At 37.2% G+C, this 23,884-nt stretch carries 19 protein-coding genes and 1 pseudogene; 14 read left to right on the top strand and 6 right to left on the bottom strand.

The features are described from left to right. Positions 1-154: 154 nt before the first annotated feature. A pseudogene (locus IGL31_RS12045) lies at positions 155-1,003 on the bottom strand (transposase); the annotation flags it as partial. Positions 1,004-1,155: 152 nt separating this feature from the next. On the opposite strand from IGL31_RS12045, the gene IGL31_RS12040 reads away from it, so the two are divergent. Next, positions 1,156-2,268 (top strand): FUSC family protein, encoded by a 1,113-nt coding sequence (locus IGL31_RS12040; RefSeq protein WP_002321621.1) that lies wholly within the window; start codon positions 1,156-1,158, stop codon positions 2,266-2,268. Positions 2,269-2,345: 77 nt separating this feature from the next. On the opposite strand, the gene IGL31_RS12035 is transcribed toward IGL31_RS12040, so the two are convergent. After that, complete coding sequence (locus tag IGL31_RS12035; RefSeq protein ID WP_002285944.1) at positions 2,346-2,639, bottom strand: antibiotic biosynthesis monooxygenase family protein; 294 nt, start codon at positions 2,637-2,639, stop codon at positions 2,346-2,348. 167 nt (positions 2,640-2,806) lie between these two features. On the opposite strand from IGL31_RS12035, the gene IGL31_RS12030 reads away from it, so the two are divergent. The 5 genes from IGL31_RS12030 to celB are packed head-to-tail and all read left to right on the top strand — an operon-like array spanning position 2,807 to position 7,350. Beyond that, entirely contained in the window at positions 2,807-3,121 is a 315-nt protein-coding gene (locus IGL31_RS12030) for a PTS cellobiose transporter subunit IIB (protein WP_002297720.1), read from the top strand. 20 nt (positions 3,122-3,141) lie between these two features. Beyond that, the gene (locus IGL31_RS12025; RefSeq protein WP_086300240.1) at positions 3,142-5,121 is read left to right on the top strand and encodes a BglG family transcription antiterminator; all 1,980 of its coding nucleotides are present in this window, start codon (positions 3,142-3,144) and stop codon (positions 5,119-5,121) included. 12 nt (positions 5,122-5,133) lie between these two features. Beyond that, positions 5,134-5,460: a PTS cellobiose transporter subunit IIA gene (locus tag IGL31_RS12020; protein WP_002285954.1), complete on the top strand. Its 327-nt coding sequence runs from the start codon at positions 5,134-5,136 to the stop codon at positions 5,458-5,460. 19 nt (positions 5,461-5,479) lie between these two features. Then, positions 5,480-5,998 (top strand): hypothetical protein, encoded by a 519-nt coding sequence (locus IGL31_RS12015; protein WP_002325611.1) that lies wholly within the window; start codon positions 5,480-5,482, stop codon positions 5,996-5,998. After that, positions 5,998-7,350, top strand: coding sequence for a PTS cellobiose transporter subunit IIC (celB, locus tag IGL31_RS12010; protein ID WP_002285961.1), 1,353 nt, complete (start codon positions 5,998-6,000; stop codon positions 7,348-7,350). Before IGL31_RS12015 ends, celB begins: the two co-directional genes overlap by 1 nt. A gap of 83 nt (positions 7,351-7,433) precedes the next feature. Here celB and IGL31_RS12005 read toward each other — a convergent pair whose 3' ends face one another. Together IGL31_RS12005 and IGL31_RS12000 are read right to left on the bottom strand one after the other, a co-directional pair. After that, positions 7,434-8,939, bottom strand: a complete 1,506-nt coding sequence (locus IGL31_RS12005) for a UDP-N-acetylmuramoyl-L-alanyl-D-glutamate--L-lysine ligase (RefSeq protein WP_002294486.1) — start codon at positions 8,937-8,939, stop codon at positions 7,434-7,436. A gap of 91 nt (positions 8,940-9,030) precedes the next feature. Then, positions 9,031-9,621: a YitT family protein gene (locus IGL31_RS12000; protein WP_010727314.1), complete on the bottom strand. Its 591-nt coding sequence runs from the start codon at positions 9,619-9,621 to the stop codon at positions 9,031-9,033. Positions 9,622-9,799: 178 nt separating this feature from the next. On the opposite strand from IGL31_RS12000, the gene IGL31_RS11995 reads away from it, so the two are divergent. The 8 genes from IGL31_RS11995 to IGL31_RS11960 all read left to right on the top strand — a co-directional run bounded on the left by IGL31_RS11995 (position 9,800) and on the right by IGL31_RS11960 (position 20,194). Further along, the gene (locus IGL31_RS11995) at positions 9,800-11,446 is read left to right on the top strand and encodes a putative polysaccharide biosynthesis protein (RefSeq protein WP_002332371.1); all 1,647 of its coding nucleotides are present in this window, start codon (positions 9,800-9,802) and stop codon (positions 11,444-11,446) included. Positions 11,447-11,494: 48 nt separating this feature from the next. After that, positions 11,495-12,214, top strand: a complete 720-nt coding sequence (locus tag IGL31_RS11990; protein WP_002285969.1) for a pseudouridine synthase — start codon at positions 11,495-11,497, stop codon at positions 12,212-12,214. Between the two features lie 478 nt (positions 12,215-12,692). Continuing rightward, the gene (locus IGL31_RS11985) at positions 12,693-13,640 is read left to right on the top strand and encodes an ABC transporter permease (protein WP_002285971.1); all 948 of its coding nucleotides are present in this window, start codon (positions 12,693-12,695) and stop codon (positions 13,638-13,640) included. An 11-nt stretch (positions 13,641-13,651) separates the two neighbouring features. Further along, positions 13,652-14,572 carry a carbohydrate ABC transporter permease gene (locus IGL31_RS11980; protein ID WP_002285972.1) on the top strand — a complete coding sequence of 307 codons (921 nt, stop codon included), beginning with the start codon at positions 13,652-13,654 and terminating at the stop codon, positions 14,570-14,572. A 40-nt stretch (positions 14,573-14,612) separates the two neighbouring features. Beyond that, a complete protein-coding gene (locus tag IGL31_RS11975; protein WP_002285974.1) occupies positions 14,613-16,070 on the top strand; it encodes an ABC transporter substrate-binding protein in 1,458 nt (485 codons plus the stop codon). Positions 16,071-16,414: 344 nt separating this feature from the next. Next, positions 16,415-17,029 (top strand): DUF624 domain-containing protein, encoded by a 615-nt coding sequence (locus IGL31_RS11970; RefSeq protein WP_002297732.1) that lies wholly within the window; start codon positions 16,415-16,417, stop codon positions 17,027-17,029. Further along, positions 17,022-18,746 carry a sensor histidine kinase gene (locus IGL31_RS11965; RefSeq protein ID WP_086300241.1) on the top strand — a complete coding sequence of 575 codons (1,725 nt, stop codon included), beginning with the start codon at positions 17,022-17,024 and terminating at the stop codon, positions 18,744-18,746. The genes IGL31_RS11970 and IGL31_RS11965 overlap by 8 nt, the downstream gene beginning before the upstream one ends. Next, complete coding sequence (locus tag IGL31_RS11960; protein ID WP_002304851.1) at positions 18,743-20,194, top strand: response regulator transcription factor; 1,452 nt, start codon at positions 18,743-18,745, stop codon at positions 20,192-20,194. The genes IGL31_RS11965 and IGL31_RS11960 overlap by 4 nt, the downstream gene beginning before the upstream one ends. 350 nt (positions 20,195-20,544) lie before the next feature. Here IGL31_RS11960 and IGL31_RS11955 read toward each other — a convergent pair whose 3' ends face one another. Together IGL31_RS11955 and IGL31_RS11950 are read right to left on the bottom strand one after the other, a co-directional pair. Then, complete coding sequence (locus IGL31_RS11955; RefSeq protein ID WP_086300242.1) at positions 20,545-22,698, bottom strand: GH92 family glycosyl hydrolase; 2,154 nt, start codon at positions 22,696-22,698, stop codon at positions 20,545-20,547. A 1-nt stretch (position 22,699) separates the two neighbouring features. Further along, positions 22,700-23,746, bottom strand: a complete 1,047-nt coding sequence (locus IGL31_RS11950) for a GntR family transcriptional regulator (RefSeq protein ID WP_002297736.1) — start codon at positions 23,744-23,746, stop codon at positions 22,700-22,702. Positions 23,747-23,884 lie beyond the last annotated feature (138 nt).

Genomic DNA, 23,884 nt, shown 5'->3' with positions numbered 1-23,884 from the left:
AGTTAATAAAAAATATACAAAAACACTGCGAAAATCATTCTTGAGTTTCGCAGTGTTTTTTGCCTAATGACTCAAGTTTATTGGGTAATACTTTGATTTTCTTTCTACAAATAATCAGCGATCAGTTGTAATTTTTTCTCTAGTTTTAATGGCTCTTTGTCAATAAGGAGAAAAACAAGTCGGGTCTTTTGTCTCGGAAAGCTTCAACCAACTCGTGAATAAAGGTTACGCTTCCTTGAAAGGCGTGGAAAAACCAAGTAATCGATCAATCACCAATTTCGCATTTGGTAGAACATGTTTGGTGAGCTGAAAGTAGGTGGCGTTCATGTCTGTAACTAAGAATTCTATTTCTTTAGGATTAGTGCAGCTAAGGAAATAGTTTGTTAATCGAGGAATTTTTTGTGTAGGTAAATTTTCTCGATTAATTTTACTGTCTCGCCATCCGCGGAAATAAAACTCAGTTTATCCTCAACGGAAACGTGAGAACGAAATTCACAACCCTCAACACTCAAGACAGAATTCTTTTGGAAGACTTTGGTAAATAGCTTCTCAACTCTTTCAATGTGCGAATAACGGTTGTCAAAGATACCTAACAACTTTTCGAAATAAAAAATAGCGACACTTTTTCAGTCAGTAAAGAAGTGATTTTATGTCTGACATGATTTGAAATCGAGTGCCTTGGACGGATAAAATAACTTTGAGCGGTCCAATGGCTTCGACAGTTTTTACAGGTATAGCGCTGCTTTTTTAGGCGTATAACCATTGGCATATGATTATATTATTCAAAGTGGACAATGGTTTCCTTCTTCTTGTTTTTCACCACCATTAATTTCCTATTTCCATCTACCACAGCAGAACCACAATTTCTACAGACACATGGAGCAGGGAAGAGAACTGCAGCAACGATCAATGTTTTTTTCTTCTGTAAGGTTTCGTAAGAGACCTCTGTAATCATCAAATTTTTGTCTATTGATCTCAGAATTTTTTTGATAGAACCATTCATAAAGCATATCGTTCTCTCAGTTGTTTATTTTGTGGTGATTTAATCATACAAGAAAACGATATGTTTTTTTATAAAAACATGAATAGGAAAAATAGTTGACAAGAAAATGACAACGCCATATGATGTTCCATAGTATTTACAACCTGTCATAGATGACTGTAAAAAATAAAAGTAAAAAGAAAGGACGACAACAGGTGGATTTTTATCAGTCTCTACAACTAGATCCGTTTATTTTAAAACAAAAAATACGAGAAGCAGCTTCTAAAAAAGAAAAGTGCATGTATATTTGTTCATTGTTTTTACGATCATTATTCATCGTATTGTTTGCCATTTGTTTTATCATTATAATTACAACATTATTTGAATCGAAGCATAAACCATACGCTGTGGTTTTATTCTGTATGTTGATGAGTATTCGTTTTGTTGACTTTGGTTATAAGATTTCCCATTCGATCATAGGTTTAGCAATCGTCATGTTCTCACTATTAGTAGCACCGTATGTCCAGCTGATCAAATGGTCAGTTATGGGCATGTTGATTCATTTTATTTTACTAAGCAGCATATTAATGGCAACCGCTAGTGATCCCAAAATGGGGAATGCTTCTTTGTACGGCTTTTCATATCTCTTTATTGTTTATTCGTTACCTAAAGATTCGTTGAACAAGAATTTCTTTACACAAACAAGTAGCTTATTATTTTTGTTTTTTTGTTGGTTTTCAGTTCTCCTTTACAGAAAACATCGAGAAAAGAACAAAGACAAAAGCTTGTTTAAAGAGATTTTTTTGAAAGGCATGTATTCGCAGGAAAAAATTTGGATGCTCATCTATGCATTTGGCATTAGTCTTTTGATCGTTGCAGGAGAGTATGTCCCTTTTCAGCGATTGATGTGGGCAGGGTTTGCATTTTCTTCTATTGTATCTAGCTATGGATTGATGTCGATTGGTTTCAAAGAACGAGCAGTAGACCGAATCATTGGCTCATTGATTGGATGTGTTTTATTTATTGGTATCAGCCAATTTATTCCTTTTAACTGGGTCGGTATATTAGGTGGTCTAGCTTTAGGTGTTTGTTCTACCTATAGATATAAAACAGTTTTTAATTCTTTTGGTGCTTTGGCAATCACTGCCAGTTTATTCGGGGTTCCAGGAGCAGTAACGATCCGCATTTTTGAGAATATCCTTGGGGTATGTTTAGGAATCATGTATATTGGGGTGACTGAAATACTTATCCGAAAAATAAGAGAAAAACACGGTTTGAATCATTAGATGAGATCGAATAAAAAATAAGGAAAAAGTGAAGATACACATGGATGATAAATTGCTATCATTCCATGTGTATCTTTTTACGGTAAATCAGTGAAACGTTCGACTTTCATTTTTAATTTATACTTTTTACGGAGTTCGTTTATTTGAGCCATCATTTCGGATTTGTGATGCTTTTCGATTGCTTCTTCATCTTTCCAACGGTCGATCAGTAAAAGAGATTCTGGATCTTCTAGTGGAAAGTAATAGTCATATTTCTCGTTTCCTTCTTCTGCACGAATCGCTTTGACAATGTTTCTTTCGACCATTTCTTCTGCAAATTTTCTGGCTTGTCCATTTGTACTTGTATACAAAATATTCACTGTGATACTCACTAAATCCCCTCCTGAAAAAATTCTATCACTAGTATATCACGGTGCCAGAAATTATTATTCAAGATATGATACACATTTTTTCCGCAATGCTACGGAAATATATATTTTGAATAGAAAACGCTTACAAGATATGCTTGGTTTATAAAAATAAAAGGAGTGATTGATTTATGAAAAAAGCATTGATTATTTGTGCGGCAGGAATGTCATCCTCGATGATGGCCTCAAAGACAACGGATTTCTTTAAGCAAAAAGGAGAAGAGGTACTCGTAGATGCAGTTTCAGCTACAGAAGGCGATAATATGATTAAGAATAGTGATTTTGATTTATTTCTGATCAGCCCGCAAACGACGATGTTTTTGGATAAATTCAAAAAATTAGGAGAATCTGTTGGAAAGCCTGTTGTTAGTATCCCTTTCCAAGCGTATGTCCCAATCCCTACAGGCATCCAGAAGTTAGCAGAGGTGATCGAAGAGAACATATGATGGAATAGGAGTGGATGATAATGAAACAGAAGGAAAAATTGCTGTTGAGATATTTGATTGATCACAAGAAGGAGTATGTCACCAGTCAACGTTTAGCTTCTGAATTGTTATTATCTGATCGGACAATCCGTAATTACTTGCAGCGGATCAAAGAGTTAGTAGAAAAAAACGGAGGTAAGATCATTGCTAAACCAGGTTATGGCTACCAACTGCATATTTTACAAAGACTGACATTTGACTTGTTTTTGAGTCGGCAAGAAATAGTACCTGGATATGCTAGAGAACCTCAAGGATTTTATGAGTCCGAAGATCGACAAAAGTATATATTGAACCAATTGCTTTTGGAAGATGCCATTCTTTTTATGGATGATTTGGCAGAAGAGCTTTATATCAGTCGTTCCAGTTTGACAAAGGACATGCAAGAAATCAAGGAGCGATTGATTCCATATTCACTAAAAATCGTTTCTAAGCATGGTCAAGGGACATGGATCGAAGGGGAAGAAAGAAATCGACGGCATTTTATCATGGATACTTTTTTTGGAAACCATTATGGAAATTCATTGAAAGAATATTTAGGACAAAGCCGTTTTTTCCCAGACATCAGTTTTGAAGAGCTAGTCATTATCATTCTCGATGAAACAAGAGAAGCTAAGTTAAAAGTTTCGGATTTTATCATACAGAATCTGACTTTACACTTGGCTTTGGGGATCAAACGGCTCCGAGAAGGGTTTGAAATCAAGGAATTAGGCATCGAACAAGAAGTTTCTAAGCGAGTAGAGTATCAAGTGGCGCAGCGGATCGTTCAACGTATTGAGGTAATCGCAGGTGTATCGTTTCCCGAAGAAGAAATTGCTTATTTGACATTACATCTCATGGCTAAGTCGAATCACAAAGAAAATCAAAATGATCAGGAACTATCAAAGGAATTAGCGAAAGTTCTGAAAAGATTGTCTCAGGAATTTCATTTTTCATTAGTAGAGGATCTCCAGCTTTTCAATGGACTACTTGATCATTTGTCACCGATGATGATTCGATTGAGCCGAGGTATTCGCATTGAGAACCCATTGACTGAGGAGATAAAGAAAGAAAATCCCAAAGTCTTTGACGCAGTAAAAAGGCATTTCAGCAACATGCCGGCTTTGAAAAACTATACCATCAATGAAGATGAATGGGCCTATTTGGCTTTGCATCTCATGGCGACATTGGAAAAAGAAAGAGCTGCGCATAAACTACATGCATTGATTATCTGTGCAACGGGTTACGGCAGTGCCCAACTATTAAAGAATCGCGTAGTCAGTGAATTCGGTAAAAATATTACAGTGGTAAGTGTAAAAGGCTATTATGAGATCAATGAAACAACTTTAAAAGGAATCGACCTGATTATTTCTTCTATTGATCTTTCGACAATGTTTTTCAAAATTCCAGTTTTACATGTCAGTATTTTTTTGAATGAAGATGATGTTCGTAAAATACGAAAGGTAATTGGAGAATCTATACCCTATCATTCCTCAGATAGACCGATACCAGCATTTTCTCTACAGCAAAAAAAGCAGATTTACACCGAACAGTTGTCTGAAAAATTTTTCAAGACTTATACGTACGAACCGAAAAAGGAAGAAATTCTTCATGATTTGCTGCAAAAGCTGAGCATAAATGAAGAAGAAGGATATATAAGAGAAATGCGAAAGCAGATCCAGCAACGTGAAAATATGGGACAAATCATATTCAGTGATACAGTGGCAGTCCCACATCCCGCTGTTCCAGTTGGAATCGAAACAAAGGTAGCCGTTGCATTGATTCCTTCTGGGATGCAGTGGGATCAATATCAAGAAATTCATTTTGTTTTTTTAGTTTCGCCTTCTTATATCGAAAATGAAGGAATTACGGTCGTGACTAAAGCAATCGTTAGGTTAGTTGACCAGCTAAAAGTACAGCAGGAAATCTTAGCTGAACCTATTTTTGAGAATTTCAGCAGTAAATTTATCAAACTGATCGAATAAGGAGGAAAACAGATGGCTGAAAAAATAAACAGTGAAACACTACAAGTGACTTCTTTTGATATCATTTTCCATAGCGGAAATGCACGGACACTGATACATGAAGCATTTCGCTCGATGCGTAAAGAGATGTTTGAAGAAGTAGAAGAGAAGTTGCGACAAGCAAATGAAGAGATTCTTCATGCGCATCAGTCACAAACTCAACTTCTGAAAGAATATGCCAGCGGGACAAAAATAGAAATGGAAATTATCATGGTCCATGCACAAGATCATCTGATGACGACGATGACATTATTGGAAGTTGCACAGGAAATGAATTATTTGTATCAAAAAAATAAATAGAAAGGAAGGAAGGATCATTGTGCAGGATACAGTAAAAAGGAAAATCGAATTAGAAAAAAAGCAACTTAGTTTGAAAAACATGTATTTCAATCGTTATCTAATCGTACGTTACCTGACTGCCTTTTTCTTTTTCATGAACATGCAATGGATGATTCTGCTTCTATCAGCTAAAAGTTTAGGAAGTAGTTTACCGATGATTCTGATTTTAGCTATTTTGCCTGCAGTAGGAGAACAAGTAAAGCTTTATCGAAAACACCAAACGAACGTTCCATGGACAAAGTGGTATTTTTTGTTCCAGAGTGTCTTTAATTTATTATTGATTCCAGTGTTGTTTACCTCAGGATTTACATTCTTGTATCCTTTTATGGCAAATAACAATGGAGGACAGTTATTTGTTTTCATTCTTGTTGTAAGCGGTATTTTTGCCAGTGCATTTATACAGTATCGTTTAAAGAAAATTTCACTCAACCAAGACCAACAGTATATCCGTATTAAACAATATGAAAAAGCGTTATATTTAGGAAAGGAGAATAACTAATGTTTGATTTTTTGCAGAAATACCTGATGGGACCTATGGGGAAAATTGCGCAACTTAAAATCGTTCGGGCTGTCATGGCAGCGGGGATGGCTTCTATTCCTTTCACGATTGTAGGCTCGATGTTTTTGGTTTTAAATATTTTGCCATTACCGTTCCCATTTTTAGAAGGATTTTTTAATGCAACTTTTTTCAAAGTTAGTGACTTGTACATGATCGTCAATACAATGACGATGGGGATTTTATCTATTTACTTTGCCATTGTGTTTGCTTATGAATTAACGTCAATTGAACGAGATGAACAAAAATTAAATGTTAATCCGCTCACGGGGGCATTACTATCTGTTTTTGCATTCTTTATGTGTATCCCTGAATTGATCATGACTGATGGTAAAATCAGCTTGATTGCTTCTATCAATGAGACAGAAACTGTAGTAAATGGTATTAGGATGGGCTCTTTTGTCGAACGTTTAGGAACTTCAGGAATCTTTACAGCTATTATTATGTCGATTATTGCGGTCGAATTGTATTGTATGTGTGTCAAGAGAAATTGGGTCATAAAAATGCCAGATGTTGTTCCGCCAGGAGTTTCTCGTTCTTTCACTGCTCTGATCCCAACATTTGTCATTGCGTTTGTGGTGATGATCATCAATGGATTATTAGTTGCACTAGGAACGGATATCTTCAAAATGATTGCTATCCCATTTGGGTTTGTTACGCAGTTGACGAATACATGGCTTGGTGTCATGGTGATTTATTTCTTGATCCATGCATTGTGGATCGTAGGGATCCATGGAGCGAATATCATCACTTCTTTCTTGACCCCAATCGTATTAGCTAATATGGCAGCTAACGCACAAGGCGCAAATTATCCGTTGGCAGGAGAATTCAACAATTCTTATGTAACCGTTGGTGGATCAGGTGCGACTTTAGGATTGATCATCTTTATTGCATTCCTCGCGAAATCTGATCAGCTGAAAGTGTTAGGAAAAGCCTCACTTGTACCAGGATTATTCAATATCAATGAACCAATCATTTTCGGGATGCCAATCGTCTACAATCCCTATTTAGCGGTTCCGTTTTTCTTAGCTCCGATGGCTTCTGCTACACTCGCTTATTTTGCCATTCGGCTGGAAATCGTCAAACCGATGCTTGCACAGATGCCGTGGCCTTCACCAGTCGGGATCGGAGCATTTGTTGGTAGTGGTGGTGATTGGAAAGCGGCTGTGTTAGCAGTCATTTGTGCAATCATCGCATTCATTATCTGGTTCCCATTTATCAAATTCTATGATAATAAATTATTAAATGAAGAAAGAGAAAAGGCAGCAGAATTAGCTAGTGAAAAGTTAAAATGATTTCTAAGAAAAAAGGAACTGTGACAAAAAATCACAGTCCCTTTTTTTCTTAGAAATGGGAAACCACTAGTATATAAATACCATTATTCTTCAATCAACCGCTTCACGATTGCATAATCCCCTTCATAAGGTTCATCTACACCATTGATTTTTTGATAGGGATCCACGCCTTTTCCCGCAATAACGACTGAATCTTGCGGAGCGCTTTCTGCTAAAGCGCGTCGAATCGCTTCAGGACGATCCATTTCATAATGAACGATCAAATCTGGATTAGTAATTGCTTCATTGATTTCTTCCGCGATTTTTTTCGGATCTTCAAATGCTGGGTCATCTGCCGTCAAAAAGGCGATGTCAGCTGTTTCTGATAGCACTTTTCCAAAATCATGTCGACGGGAGATTGCTTTGTTTCCTGGGCTGCCTAATACAACAATTACACGGCCATCTGGATGTTCATTTTTGGCAAATTCCAGCAATGTTTTCAAGCTTAGATAATTATGTGCGTAGTCCACATAGACATGCGCTCCATTGGATTGGATCAATTGATCCATTCGGCCTGGTACACGAGCTTCTTTTAATCCGTCTTGTGCATCTTGACTGGAGGCACCTGTTAGTGCTGCGGCAATGATCGCACTGGCTGCATTTTCTTGGTTGAATCCTCCAGCCAGCAAAATATCATAAGCAGTATCGCAGATAGCTAAGCGATCTTCATGAGAAGATAAAGTAAAACCGTGAGTACCTTTATCTGAACGGATCACTTGATAATTGCTTTCTTCCGAACGACCATAAGTGATCGTTGGAATCTGGAATAGATCGGCTGTTTCCCTAAGTAAATCAAAATAGTCACTTTCATGATTTAAAACAACTGTTTTTGAATTCAAGATCAATTGTCGCTTGCAATAGAAATAGTCATCAAATGTCGGATGTTCGATCGGACTGATATGGTCAGGCGAGATATTCAAGAAGATTCCGACATCTAAAGTCAAGCCGTATACGCGTTGTGTTTTGTAAGCTTGTGAAGAAACTTCCATCACTAGATGAGTCATACCATTTTCAACTGCTTCTGACATCATACGATATAAATCTAATGACTCAGGCGTTGTCAAATGGGATTTGAAATATGTTTTGCCATCTAACGTTGTATTCATAGTAGAAAGCAATGCTGTTTTTTTATTTGTTGTGTGATCCAAGATTGCTTTTGTAAAGTACGCAGCAGTTGTTTTACCTTTTGTTCCAGTGAATCCGATCACTTTCAATTTATTTTGCGGATAGTCGTAAAAAGCCATAGCAAGAAGCGCCATTGCTTTACGGATATCCGTTACGATGATTCCTACTGCTGAATTTTCGTATGGCTGTTCTGATACATAATATTGAATACCCTGTTCGATTGCTGAATCCAAATATTCTTCTTTGAAATTCATTCCTTTACAGAAAAACAAAGTAGAAGCATCAGCTTTTCTTGAATCATAACTTAACTGAAGAAATTCAGCTTTTTCTGGTACATCAAGATGCCAGCCTCTTGTTGAAACAAATTCTTTTAATAGATTTTCTTTTAATAGTAAATGACGGATGTCTTCTAAAGAGAAGCTCATTGATTGATCCCTCGCTTCATTCAATTTCTTGGTTTATTATAGCACACTCTTTTTAATATATCGTTTGTTTCCGCTATGACAAAATCCAGCTTTATTCAAATTTTCTTGACACAGGGGACAAGCGGATGAGTATTTTCATAAACAATGAACTGACTGTAATAGATAGGAGAACGAATAGTGTCTCCAACAATCCAAAAACATAATAATTCAAAAAGACGATAAGACTATTGGTAAGTAAAAGTCCTTGCGGCATTGGAAGCCGAAAAAATTTGTGGAAAATAATCGGCGGTATCGTTATACCGCCATTTGAGGCCCCGACTGTGTACAATGTGTAAACCCCAAGACTGAACAAAAGACTTCCTGAAATCAGTGAAAAGAAATGTGAGGAGATTATTTCCACTTTTGGAACAATCTCTAAAACAACAGGAAAAAGCAGACTTCCCGCTACAGTCTTAAAAAATACTGATTTTCCTAATAGGACAGCGGCTAGAAGCAGCATCATAAGATTGATGCTCCAAACAGTAACTGAGCGTTGGATAGAAAAGGCCGTTTCAACTAAATGTCCGATGGCGCCCACTCCGGCGGAAGCTATATCGTGAGGGAGCAAGAACCAATTCAATCCAACTGTGATAAAGAAAAGACCTAAAAATATAACGGGTAGTTTTTTTATTTCTTGTGTCATTGATATCTCCTATAAATGTTAGCCATAAAAGGCTGTATATTTCTTTACTTTACCAAAAAAACGAAACCGAATTCAAAAAAACAATTGTTCTTATAAAAGTTATATAAAATCGATTGCCAGTTTCTGTTTTACCAATTAAAATGATAGTAATGTTTTGTAGAAAGTTGGAATCTGACCGATGGATAATCAAAGAAAACCAGCATTAGATCAATTAACACCGCAAGAAAAAATGGCACGAGGCTCTGCTTGGATGACCGCCAGTAATATCATTTCAAGATTGCTAGGCGCTGTCTATATCATTCCCTGGTATGCTTGGATGGGCGAAAATGCTAAGGCTGCCAATGGATTATTCAATATGGGATACAATATATATGCATTGTTTCTACTGATCTCTACAGCAGGAATACCTGCTGCGATTGCAAAACAAACTGCACGCTATAATTCATTGAATGAATATGGCACTTCACGACGATTATTTATCCGTGCATTACAGATGATGGGCGGGTTAGGCCTATTGTTTGCTTTGTTCATGTACATCGCCTCTCCTTGGCTAGCTCATGCTTCTGGTGGCGGAGAAGAACTGATTCCAACGATGCGTTCTTTGAGTATCGCTGTATTGGTTTTTCCTTGTATGAGTGTGATACGAGGGTATTTTCAAGGCAATCAAGAGATGATGCCTTATGCGCTGTCGCAGATTGTAGAACAGGTGGCACGTATTTTTTATATGCTATTGGCTACATTCATCATCATGAAAGTCATGGATGGTGACTATGTGACGGCGGTCACGCAATCAACTTTCGCGGCATTTATCGGTATGCTAGCAAGTATTCTTGTCCTTTTGTATTTTTTGAAGAAACATCAAGCGTATACATCGGCGTTTATTCACTACAGCGAAAACAAAGTAAATATTGCAACGAAGGAATTGTTGTTAGATACCGTTAAAGAAGCGATTCCGTTTATTATTGTGGGTTCAGGGGTAACGATCTTCAAATTAGTCGATCAGTTCACATTTATGAAGATCATGTCTGCATCCACCGAGTATTCCAATGCACAGTTACTGGATCTTTTTTCGATTTTTAGTGCCAATCCAGATAAGTTGACGATGGTAGTTATCGCATTGGCAACATCGATCGCGTCTACTGGGTTACCGTTGATTACAGAAGCTGTTACGTTGAAAGATCGAGTAGGTCTGGCAAAATTGACAAGCGGAAATTTACAGTTGTTTTCATTTTTTATGTTTCCGGCGACATTTGGTGTTATGTTACTTGCCTATCCGCTAAATACATTATTTTATACACCGGATTCTCTAGGAAGTAATGTACTGATCCAAGCAAGTTTTGTAGGACTCTTCCTAGGACTATATATGCTAGTTTCCAACATGCTGCAAGGAATGTTTGAAAACAAGGCGGCAATTAATTATTTGGTTATTGGGTTTCTAGTGAAACTCCTTCTTCAATACCCAGCCATTCGTTTATTTGAAGTATACGGCCCTTTATTGGCGACAATGATCGGATTTGCTGTGTCTTGTACCTTGATCTTAAAGAGAATCCATGAAGTAGCCCGCTTTAAACCAAGTTTTGTCTGGCGCAGGACATTGCTGATCTTTATTCTTACCTTGATTATGCTTTTGGCTTCGTGGATCACAAAGATGATTTTTGGTGCTTTTTTAAACGAAGATAGCAAATTCCAGTCTCTATTGTTGATTCTTGTAGTAGCAGGTATAGGGGCTTTAGTGTATGGTTATTTAGCTTTGAAAATCCGCTTGGCAGAAAGACTACTAGGACCAGGAATAGCGCGTTTACGACATAAATTAAAAATAAAATAAGTGAATCAGAAGAGCTAGATTGATGCTCTTTTGAAATGGGGGAAACGCATGCGTTTAGATAAGTTTTTAGCAGATATGGGACTTGGCAGCCGCAAAGAAGTCAAAGGATTGATCAAAAAAGGAACGATCGAAGTCAATGGACAAGTGGTGAAAAGCGATAAAGCGCAAGTAAATGAATTCGAAGATGCGGTTACTTATTTAGGAGAAATCATTACGTATCAAAAAGATTTTTACTACATTTTGCATAAACCTGCAGGAGTCATTTCTGCTACTCAGGATAATCATGATCAAACCGTAATCGATTTATTGGAAGACCAGGATTATCGGGAAGATCTTTTTCCAGTCGGCCGATTAGATAAAGACACAGAGGGCCTCTTGATTTTAACGAATGACGGGGTGTTTGCCCATCAGTTACTATCACCTAAAAAACATGTGGAGAAAGAATATCTAGCTGAGGTTAGCGGTATAATGACAGAAGAAGATATCCGTTTATTTGCAGAAGGACTGATTATTGATGGCGATGAGCAGACATTGCCGGCAAAACTCCAAATTGATCAAGTAGATCAAGAGACAGAAACTTCAATTATCCGTCTGATTTTGCATGAAGGAAAGTTTCACCAAGTTAAGCGAATGGTCAAAGCAGTAGGAAAAGAAGTCTTATATTTAAAAAGAATCCGTATGGGAAAATTTTGGCTGCCTAAAGATTTGAATAAAGGGCAATATCGACCCATGACCAAAGAAGAGCTAGAACAAGTGAGAGAAAAATAATTGAATGGATAGCTAAAAGAATAAGCAGAGTAGTTGTAGCGCCATCTGAAAAGCAGACTTGTCCGTCTGACTTTCGGATGGCTTTTTTGTGAAATTTCGGCTTATTTCCGTAGAAGCTACTTCTGGAACACCGTTTGTTCGGAATAAGGGACTGTGACAAGACTTTTGTTACAGTCCCCATTGTTCCTTGTGACTCAGAGTTAGATAGTAAGGACACGATCTCCCTAATACTCAGGCCAAAACGCTGAATTCACAACCTCTGATAAACGGTGTTCAATCAGCTGACCCTCGGTATTAGCTCAAAAAACGGCAAAATATGAGGAACTATTTTCCCGTTTTTTTCTCTAATACTCAGGCCAAAACGCTGAATTCACAACCTCTCCTATACTTTGTTTCATTTTCCCTATACTTTGTTTATTTATTCTCATTATTGAAAGCGCTATAATTGCGTTGCGAATGAATCGAAAGGGGTTTTTAGATGAAAAAACGAAAGGGGTTCAATCATTTTTTTATGAATCTATGGCGTTATAAAGCACTTGTCCTGATGGCTGTACCGGGTATGCTTTGGATGATTTTTTTCTTTTACATACCTGTAATGGCGAATGTCGTAGCATTCAAAAATTTTCATATTTCAGCAGATGGGTTCTTGGCTAGCTTGAGGGAAAGTCCTTGGGTGGGTTGGGAAAATTTCAAATTTTTATTTTCTTCGGATCAAGCATTTCTCATCACTAAAAATACAATTTTATATAATGTAGCATTTATCCTTTTGAATCTGCTGATCTCAGTCGTATTTGCAATCATTATGAGCGAGTTGAGAAATAAACGACTCGTTAAAGTTTATCAAACGATGTCCTTACTACCTTATTTTCTATCTTGGGTCATTATCAGTTACTTTGTTTACGCTTTTTTAAGTCCTGACAAAGGAATATTCAATCAGTGGATCACTGGACATGGAGGAGAAGCTGTCAATTGGTATAATGAACCGAAATATTGGCCGTTTATCTTGGTGTTCATTGGTACATGGAAAGGGATTGGTTATAACAGCATTATTTACTTTGCATCTGTTATGGGAATCGATCCGACTTATTATGAAGCTGCTATGGTTGATGGAGCTAGCAAATGGCAGCAGATCAAACATGTGACGATACCACAACTTATTCCACTAATGACGATTTTAACGATTTTAGCCGTAGGAAACATTTTCCGAGCTGATTTTGGCCTGTTTTATAACATTCCTAGGAATTCCGGTGCATTATATGATGTGACTCAAGTTTTGGATACGTATATCTACAATGGCCTGACATCCACAGGAGATTTTGGTATGACGGCTGCTGCAGGACTTTACCAATCAGTTGTCGGCTTTGTCTTGTTGATGATCACAAATACGATCGCCCGACGTTTTGATAGCGATTCTGCATTATTCTAAGGAGGAAAAAAATGAAAAAAAAGAAAGTGGAGAGAGTCCAAGTCCGCTCTTTCAATAAGACGGCTAATTTTTTCTCTAATATAATGATTGCACTCTTTGCTATTTCCTGTATTTTGCCATTTATATTTGTTATCGCCATCTCTTTTACCGATGAGTCCATATTGTCGACTCACGGGTACAGTTTTTGGCCAGAAAAGTTCAGTATATTTGGTTATACGTACTTGTTCGACCAGATGCAGGATAAAATTTTCCAAGCGCTTTTCGTCACTGTACTTGTTACTGTTTTAGGTACACTGATCAATAGCACGGCTACTTCTTTATATGCTTATGCGATTTCACGGTCAAACTTTCCATTCCGTCGTTTTTTTACCGTTTTTTGTTTGATTACGATGTTGTTCTCACCAGGGATGGTGGCCAATTATCTTGTTATGACAAATCTTCTTCAGTTAAAAGATACGATTTGGGCATTGATCTTGCCAATGGCTGTCAGTCCCTTCAATATTATTGTGATGCGCACATTCTTTAAACGTTCGGTCTCTGATTCGATTATTGAATCGGCACGGATCGATGGAGCTAGCGAACTGCGAATATTTGTTCAGATCGTTTTACCGTTAGCTGTTCCAGGTATTGCGACAATCAGTTTATTTGCCGCATTGGGTTACTGGAATGACTGGTTCAATGCTTTACTATACATCCAAGATGATAAGCTAGTTCCACTACAGTATCTTTTGATGAAAATCCAAAGTAATATTCAATATCTGACACAAAATTCAGGAGCAGGAAGCCAATTGACAGGCGGATTAGCCTCAGTTCCAGGAGAATCTGCCAGAATGGCGATCGTAGTCATCTCGACGTTGCCTATTGCGATCAGCTATCCATTTTTCCAGAAGCATTTTGTCAAAGGTCTAACAATCGGCGGAGTAAAAGAATAAAGAAACAAAAATATAAATCATAAAATTAGGAGGAAGAAAAATGAAGTTATGGAAGAAACTAGCCTTTACAGGTGTTTCAGCGTTGTTGTTGGGAACATTAGCAGCATGCGGAGGTTCTGGTTCTAAAGACCAGGCAGAAGCTAGCAATTCGGACACTTTGCAGATGTATCAAATCGGAGATAAACCAGATAATTTCGATCAATTGATGGAAGTAGCAAACAAACGAATCGAAAAAGAGATCGGTGTAAAAGTCAATATCAATTACATTGGCTGGGGCGATTACGAAAAGAAAATGAACGTCATCATTTCTTCCGGGGAAAATTATGATATCGCCTTTGCGAACAACTATGTTTCCAATGCCCAAAAAGGAGCCTTTGCTGATTTGACTGAATTAGCGCCTAAGTACGCTGAAAAAGCTTATAATGATTTAGATGAAGCATATATTAAAGGAAATCTGGTCAATGGAAAATTATATGCTTTCCCAGTCAATGGAAATGTCTTTGCTCAACAAGTACTTACTTTTAACAAAGCTTTACTAGATAAATACGATCTTTCAATTGATGGAATCCAATCTTACGCTGATGCAGAAAAAGTCTTGAAGGAATTCCATGAAAAAGAACCAAACACGGCAGCTTTTGCCATTGGACAAGGCTTCAAAGTCCAAGGGAACTTTGATTATCCTTTAGGGAATACGTTACCATTTGCTATTGATCTGGATGGAGATGATTCGAAAATCATCAACCAATACGATAATGAAACGTATATCGGACTGTTACGTACAATGCATAGCTGGTACAAACAAGGACTCATTCCAAGTGACGCTGCAACGAGCAATAAGGATTATCCACTAGAAGGAAATACTTGGCTAATGCGTGGAGAAACACAAGGACCGTATGATTATGGCGATACAATTTTGACAAATGCAGCAAAACAAGAACTTGTCTCAAAAGCAATTACTGTTCCACTAAAATCTACAGCTCAAGCACAAATGGCAAATTTTGTCGTATCAAATACTTCAAAAAATAAAGAAAAATCAGTAGAACTTCTAGGGCTGCTTAACAGTGATCCAGAATTATTGAATGGGCTTGTTTGGGGGATCGAGGGAGAAGCATGGGAAAAAGTCGATGGTTCAGATGATAAAATCAAATTGCTAGATGGTTATCAGCCAAATACACATATGTCTGCTTGGAATACAGGAAACAACAAGATTCTATATACACAAGAGTCTATTACGGATGACATGATTGCCAAACGTGATCAATCGATTGCTGATGCAGAAACTTCACCGATTTTAGGATTCAGCTTCAACACTGACAGTGTCAAAACAGAATTAAGTAATATTTCTAATGTCATGAATCAATATTTAGATGGATTGAATACAGGGACTGTTGATCCAGATGAAACATTACCGAAATTGAAAGACGCTTTGGACAAGGCTGGCTATGATAAGGTATTGAAAGAAATGCAAAAACAATATGATGAGTTCCGACAAGAATAATAATGAATAAAGACAAAGAGGTTGTGACAAAAGACGTGTCACAACCTCTTGTTCCGAATAAACGGTGTTCAAAAGCCAGTTTCTCGGTATTAAGCTAAATATATGTAAAAATGTGGAAAGCCATATTCACAAAATTTTTCTTACTACTCGAAACTAAGCGGCTATTTCACAAACTCTTGGTAAACGGTGTTCAATCAGCTGACCCTCGGTATTCGCTCACAAAACGACAAAATATGAGGAACTATTTTTCCGTTTGTTTCTCTAATAATCAGGTCAAGGTGCTGATTGCCCAACCTTTTTTTGTATAATGAGAAAGTATAAACTTAATGTTTGGAGGAGAAGATATGTTAGGGAAGGTTTTGGAAGAGTTATTTATCCGGATCTGGGTCGTTATAAAACTAACCTTGTATTTCTGGATATATACATTTGCCGGCGGGATCATCTTTGGATTAGGTGCGGCATGGAAAACAGTCAATGAACTATTTTATTTGTACGGATTCGAGTATAAAGAAATCACAATAAAAAGAGGCTGGAATATATATAAAAGAAATTTTTTAAGAGGCAATCTGCTATTTAGTTTATTTTTATCTGGTACTGCTTTATTGAGTTACAATTTATATTTATCTGTTCAAATCAAAGGGCTCATTTTTTTAGCTATTGATTTTATTTTACTTTTTGCCTTGCTCTGCCTATTTGCTACTTATCAATACAGTATGATTTTAGATAGTGAATATACGATCTCTGTTCCTAATCTGCTAAAGCTAAGTTTTATTTCGGTTTTTTCCAGCTTTTCGTCTTTTCTAAAAATAATTATTGGTAGCGGTATAATTTTAGGCGTGACTTGGCAATTCAAAGGATTGATCCTGTTTGGTGTCATTGGTCTTTTGACGGTTTGGAATGGTACGATGACAACACATTGGCGTGAAGAATTAGATAAACAGTTGGAAAGTTATGAATAAGTTTCGGATTCTATTTTCAAAAGGAACCTTACTAAATCGTCTGTTGCGGAAATACGCGGTTATCATGATCGGTGTAACGATGACTGCTACCGTTATTTTTAGTATCCATACTTGGGAACAAAATCAAAAACAGGCAGAAAACATGACAAGTGATGCTGTTCAAAGCACAAGCAGAATGCTGAATGATAAAACAACCTTGAGTAGGATCATCAAAAACCAGCTTGTAGGGAATTCCGAAAAGATCGAAAATGTGACGACCTACTTAACAAAACCCATAGATCAGTATCTGATGTATGTATACGAACAGCAAAACAGTACCGATGAATTAGTTTCTTTCCCAAATCAAATCAAAGATCTCTACGCAAATTATGAAGAACTAAGTGCGATATATATCGTGTTGAATCAACTACCGGAGTATTATGAATCTTCTAGAGAAAACAAAGGTGGGGAAATAAAAAAGGGGACACCAAAATTACTAGACGCCTTTTATATCAAGTTGCCTATCACACAAGGAGGAGCTGAGTCAGGAAGTATTTTTATTGGTTTTCAAAAGAAAGAACTAGATATGATTTTAGAAAATCTAACGTCATTCAATGGACTCTCTTTATACATGATTTCTGGAACGACAAATCGACTATACACATTCCATGATAATAAAATAGCTAAAGAAACGTTTGAAAGACAAGAAATGATCATCACAGAGAGTCTGAAGAAAAATTCACAATTGCCGATTGACGATCTGGAAAAAAACAATTTTGTTCAACACCAAGAACTGTCTGATGATTATCGTATATTAGCTGTACTAGATAAAAAAAGTGTAAAAATCGAAACGGGAAAAAATCTTGCCCCGCTGATCATTGGTATCATTATTTTAGACAATATATTGCTTATCTTTCTTTATAAAACATTCAAACGATATTCACAGCAAGTATCTATCGTCATGCAGGCCATGGATCAAACAGCAGCAGGGAATTTAGAGACGCGGATCGACATAACAAACACGGAATATGAACTGAAGGAACTTTCAATCGGTATCAACGAAATGTTGGATAGCATCAATCAGTTTGTAGAAGACATCTACAAATTAGAAATCAAACAGCAAGACGCACATATGCGGGCGCTTCAAGCACAGATCAATCCACATTTTTTATATAATACATTAGAATATATCCGAATGTATGCAATCAGCGAAGGAAGTGAAGAATTAGCAGATGTTGTGTATGCGTTTTCCGCTTTGCTTCGAAACAATACGAATCAAGAGAAAACGATCACTTTAAAAGAAGAACTGGACTTTTGCGAAAAATATGTCTATTTGTATCAAATGCGTTATCCTAATCGAGTAGCCTATCATTTTATGATCGATCCTGATTTGGAAAAGATCGAAGTACCTAAATTTGTGATCCAGCCATTAGTTGAAAATTATTTTAAACACGGTATTGATTTTACTCGATTCGATAATGCGCTAAGTGTCAAAGTCTTGCAGGAAGGCAAACGGGTAAGGATCATCATCAAAGATAATGGAAAAGGGATGACTGAAAAACGGCTAAAACAGGTGGAAGAAAAACTGTCTCATCCTAAAGTGGAACTTCACGGATCTATCGGTCTGCAAAACGTGAATGAACGTTTACGTGCCAGCTTCGGCAGCAGTTATTATATGTCGCTTGAGAATAATGAGACAGGTGGACTGACCGTTTCTATTACATTCAAGGAGGGATGAGCGTGTATCAAGTGTTATTGGTAGATGATGAATACATGATTTTGAATGGGTTAAAAAAGATAATTGATTGGCAAAGTTTAGGCTTTCAAATAGTAGCAACAGCAGAGAATGCCAAAGAAGGACTAGCTGTACTTGAACAGCGACAGATTGATTTAGTAGTAACGGATGTGACAATGCCAGAAATAAATGGACTGGAATTTATTGAAGCGGCTCAAAAAGAACGTCATAATTTTGAATTTATGATTTTATCAGGATACCAAGAGTTCGATTATTTGAAAGGAGGTATGCAATTAGGCGCCGTGAATTATTTGATGAAACCCGTGAATAAGTTCGAATTGGTTGAAAGCCTCAAGAAAATCAAAACACGGTTAGATCAGCAAAATGAACAAAAAAATCAACAAGAAATCTATCAAGAACTGTTATTCAGTCAATGGTTGAATGAAGAATTGGATGAAATAAGTGAAGAAGAAATAATAGGACAAATAAGTGAGAAGCAGCATAGGATAGTATTGATTCAACTGGCAAGAACTCATGATACTCTTATCAATAGATGGTTGCAAGAACGGCAACAAATCTTTTACTATCAACGAAATTACGGAGACCGTGTATTGATCACGTTGTTGTTGGAGGCAGATGAAGTTGATGGCTTCTGTTGTTTTGTTCAAGAAAACTTTCCTGATCAGGAATGGCTGATCAGTATCGGGGAAGAGACAGATTCTTTGGACAAAATCCCTGAAACATTCCAACAAGCGAAAGACAATCTACAGTTGCATCAATTTTATGGAGATAAAGACGAGCATGTTTTTTACGCAGTACAAGCAGAAACAAAAGATCAAACCATCGATTTTTCAAGTTTCAGACGCGTGCTGCAAAATAAACAATTGGAAGTCGCTCAAAAAATGATCACTGATTTTTTTGAACAGTTTCAGTTAGCAGCCATGATGCCGGAAGATATACGATATTCCAGTTTTTTACTGTTTATGGAGATTCAACGGGAATTGATTGATCTGGAAGATGAGGAATATTTACAAGGAATCGAAAAAATCCATCAGGCAAAAACGGTGCAAGAACTTCAGCAGCTACTTCTGTCATTCATCAAAAAGCATCAGAGACAGAAAAAGTACAGTGACAATGTGGAAAAAGTAATCGTAATCCTGCACCAGCATTATCAAGAACCACTTACACTCAAAGAAGTGTCAGAAAACCTGCATTTAAATGTCATGTATCTAGGACAGCTGTTCAAAAAAGAAACGAAAAAAAGTTTTTCAGCTTATTTGAACCATTTACGTATGGAAAAAGCGAAACAACTGCTTTTGCACAGTAATCAAAACATCAATGAGATAGCAAGTGAGATTGGCTACAACAACACCACGTATTTCTCTAAATTATTCAAGAAAATCGTCGGCAGATCCCCTAAAGAGTACCGAGAAAACAGTGGAGAATCATAAAAGAAAAAGCCAATGTAATGAAATAACTTATAAAAAATTGTCTAGAAATCTAATTTTGGGCTGTTCTTATTACTTGAGGCAAGGCAGCATTTTCACGACCTCTCCACTAAACGGTGTTCAATCAGCTGCCCCTCGGTATTAGCTCAAAAAATGGCAAAATATGAGGAACTATTTTGCCATTTGTCTCTCTAATACTCAGGTCAGAACGCTGATTTCACAACCTCTCAATAAACGGAGTTCAAAAGCTTGCATCTGCGGTAATAAGACCAACCAAACGAAAAATATGAGGAGCTATTTTTGCTTGGCTGTTCTTATTACTTGATGCAGGACAGTTTTTTCACATCCTCTTGTTAATTATAGTTTGATAAGGAAAAAGGCAAATCTTTTGCTTGATATTTCTTAGGGTGAGGGACGATCCCTAATTGGTAAGAGATCGTGCCGCCTTTCAGCAAATCTTGATGGGTAAAATATAATTTCGTATATTCTTTGTCCATCCGTTTGATTTTATGGATAAATTGTTGCTGCGGCCGATTAGGCGTTGCTTCAATCGTCAATTCCTTTCCATTTGACAAAAGCAAAACAGCCTTGTCAATTAATGGCATACCGATAACATATTCACCGGTTCCAGGCGTGACAGGATAAAATCCCAGACTATTGAAGATATACCAAGCGGCCATACTTCCATTGTCCTCATCTCCAGGGTAACCCATTGGAGAATCGTCGAAGGTCTGAGTCATCAACTGTTTAAGCAGTGGCTGTGCCATTTCAGGTTGTCCTATATAACTGAACAAGTAAGGATAGTGAAAACTTGGCTGGTTTGAAATAGCTAATTGTCCAAATTCTATCGCGGCCATCTCACTCATTTCGTGGATCTCAAAACCATATCCTCCTGGGTCAAACGTTGGGGGCTGATTGCACAGCTCAATGAGTTTTTCTTTATATCTCTCACTGCCACCATATTTTCCGATCAGTCCTGAAAAATCGTGATAAACAGCAAAGCTGCTTTGCCAAGCACTTCCTTCTGCATAATCTTGTCCCCAACGATTAGCTGAAAATGGTTCTCTGAACTTGCCATCTTTATCTTTTGAACGCATAAATCCTGACTCATAGTCAAAGATATTTTGATAGTTCAATGATTGCTGCTGATATTTCTTCGCCATTTCCTCCTCTTCTAGTACCTTGGCAACTTGGCTAATACAAAAATCGCTATAAGCATAGTCTAATGTGTGATTGACTGATTCGTGGTAGTGATTAGGAACATAGCCATATGTCAAGTAATCTTCTGTTCCTTGTCGTCCATAATTTGGATGTTTGCTTTGAACCGTAGCACCTTTTTCCATTGCCGTTAGAAATTCAGGCATCAAGTCTCGTCGGATATCTTTTACAGCAGCATCTGCAATGACCGCATCGATCAATGTCCCAGGCATAAGTCCACGTTCATCAGGAGACAGCCATTTTGGCAAATAGCCACTTTCTCTATAGCTGTTCAAAAAACCTTCCAGCATTTCTTCGTATTTTTCTACAGCAATCAAAGAATAAAGAGGATAAACCGTTTTATACGTATCCCAAAACCCATTATTTGTATAGAGAACACCAGGTTTTATAGATCGACTAGTCGTATCATAGTGGATTTTTTGCCCACTAGGATCAATTTCATAAAATGTTTGTGGAAATAAAAACACCCGATATAAATTATGATAAAACGTCCGCAATTGTTGTTGATCATGGTGTGTGAGCTGTATACGATCAAAATAGGACTGCCATTGTTCTTGACTGTGAGCAAGGTAAGTCTCTTTGCTTTGGTTTTGTTCTAGTTCCAGGTTATAAGCTGCTTGTTCCGAGCTGATAAAAGATGTCCCAAATCGGATAGTTTGTTTTTTTGTCTGTTCAAAATACAACGGGATCGAGTCGCTATTTTTGTTGGAAACAGCTAACTCATCAATTGTTAAAGGATATTCAAATCTCAATATAAAATAAAAAGAAAAATCAGGATCTTCTGAACCAGCAAAATGTGTGATTTTTCCTTCCACTGTGTAAGGATCTATAACAAAGAGCTGATGGCGTCCCGGAAAGGATAAAAGTAAACCGCTGTCATTTTTGCTGTAATCAATAGATAAGATTCCGCCATACATGCTAGGTATCAATGTAGAACAGATGCCATAACGTAATTGACAGATCGACAGATGAGTCGGGCAAAATATACTTTCTTCTGGGCGGTAAGAACTTTGAGCATGGAAAAGGGTGTTCTCCTGTAGTTTTCCATTGATCGGCGTAAACAGCATATGACTGAAATCACCCATCCAAGGACTTGGTTGATGGGTAAGACGGTAGCCTTGAAAAACGCGGTCATCAGGATGAAACCACCAGCTGCCGTTTTGATACGTAGTTTGCGGTGCAAAATAATTCATCCCAAAAGGAACGCCAGTATAAGGCTGGCAGTTCCCATTAGAGAAATTTGGCTGATTCGCTGTTGCATGTCTAGTATCTATTTGACCGATATTCATTTTATTTCTCCTTTGTTGATTGTCTTTTGATGAATGAAACTGGAAATTTACTATCGGATGGTCGATCTTTTGTCTCTAACCAAGTGACCAAAGCATCTCCCGCAAGCTTACCTAACTGTTCAAAATCTTGTGCGATGGTTGTCAGTGGCGGGTCAACAAGAGCTGCTGCTTGGATATCATCAAATCCGATAATTGAAAAATCTTCAGGGATATGATAACCATGCTGTCTCAAGAGATTCATGGTCTGGATAGCGACAACATCGTTTTCACAAACAAAAGCAGTTACTTCATACTTAGTGATATAAGAAAGCAATTCATCTAATGTCGCGCTTTTGTCATCCAGTGAAGTGTGGAAAGTCAAACCAGCTTTGTCCAATGCTTCAAGGTAACCAAGGTAACGCTGTCGAACGGATTGTGGATGAGTCTGCGTACCAAACAAATAAGCGATTTTTGAATGTCCCTGTTCGATCAAATAAGAGGCAGCAAGCGCACCGCCTTGGAAATTATCGGAAAGAACGGTAGGAAAAGGTAACTCATAGATTTTTTTATCTAATATGACGACAGGGAATTCTTTCAATGAAAGCTCAAAAAGTAAGTCAAGATGTTGTTCTGTATCAAGAGCATAATAAATCAATCCGTCAAATTCATTGATTAGCTCTTTTGCTGTTTTATTTTGTAGAAAGTCAAGCGTCGTCATCATGACATCAATCTGTTTATCTTGCATCACAGGGTTCAATCCCTTGCTAAAATCACCAACAGACAAATCAGCGACATATGGAAGAAGAAACAGAATCCGTCGTGTTTTTGTAGGAGAAGCAAGCATCTGTTCCGGAGAAGCGGATTTAACGAAACTGCCTTTCCCGCGAACGCGATAAATAAGTCCTAATTGCTCTAATTCAGTCAATGCACGTTTGGAAGTGATTCTGCTTACTTTATAGGTACGTGAAAGTTCTTTTTCAGTTGGTAGTTGGCTGTCTACAGGTAATTCACCAGTTAAAATAGCCGTTTGCAAATCATTAAATATTGTCTGGTACAATGGTTGATTCATATAAACACCTCTTAATGATATATCATATTTAAATAATACCATAATGGATGAAAAAGTAAATAAAAAGATATTTTTTGAAAGCGTAGACATAATTGGCTGTATGAAGTATAATCTTTAAAGATATATCAAATAGAAAGA

The sequence above is a fragment of the Enterococcus sp. MSG3290 genome (genome assembly GCF_050555565.1).
Lineage (GTDB): Bacteria > Bacillota > Bacilli > Lactobacillales > Enterococcaceae > Enterococcus_B > Enterococcus_B faecium.
The sequence above is the reverse complement of the archived record's forward strand: the minus strand, read 5'-3'. Positions and strand labels throughout refer to the sequence as shown.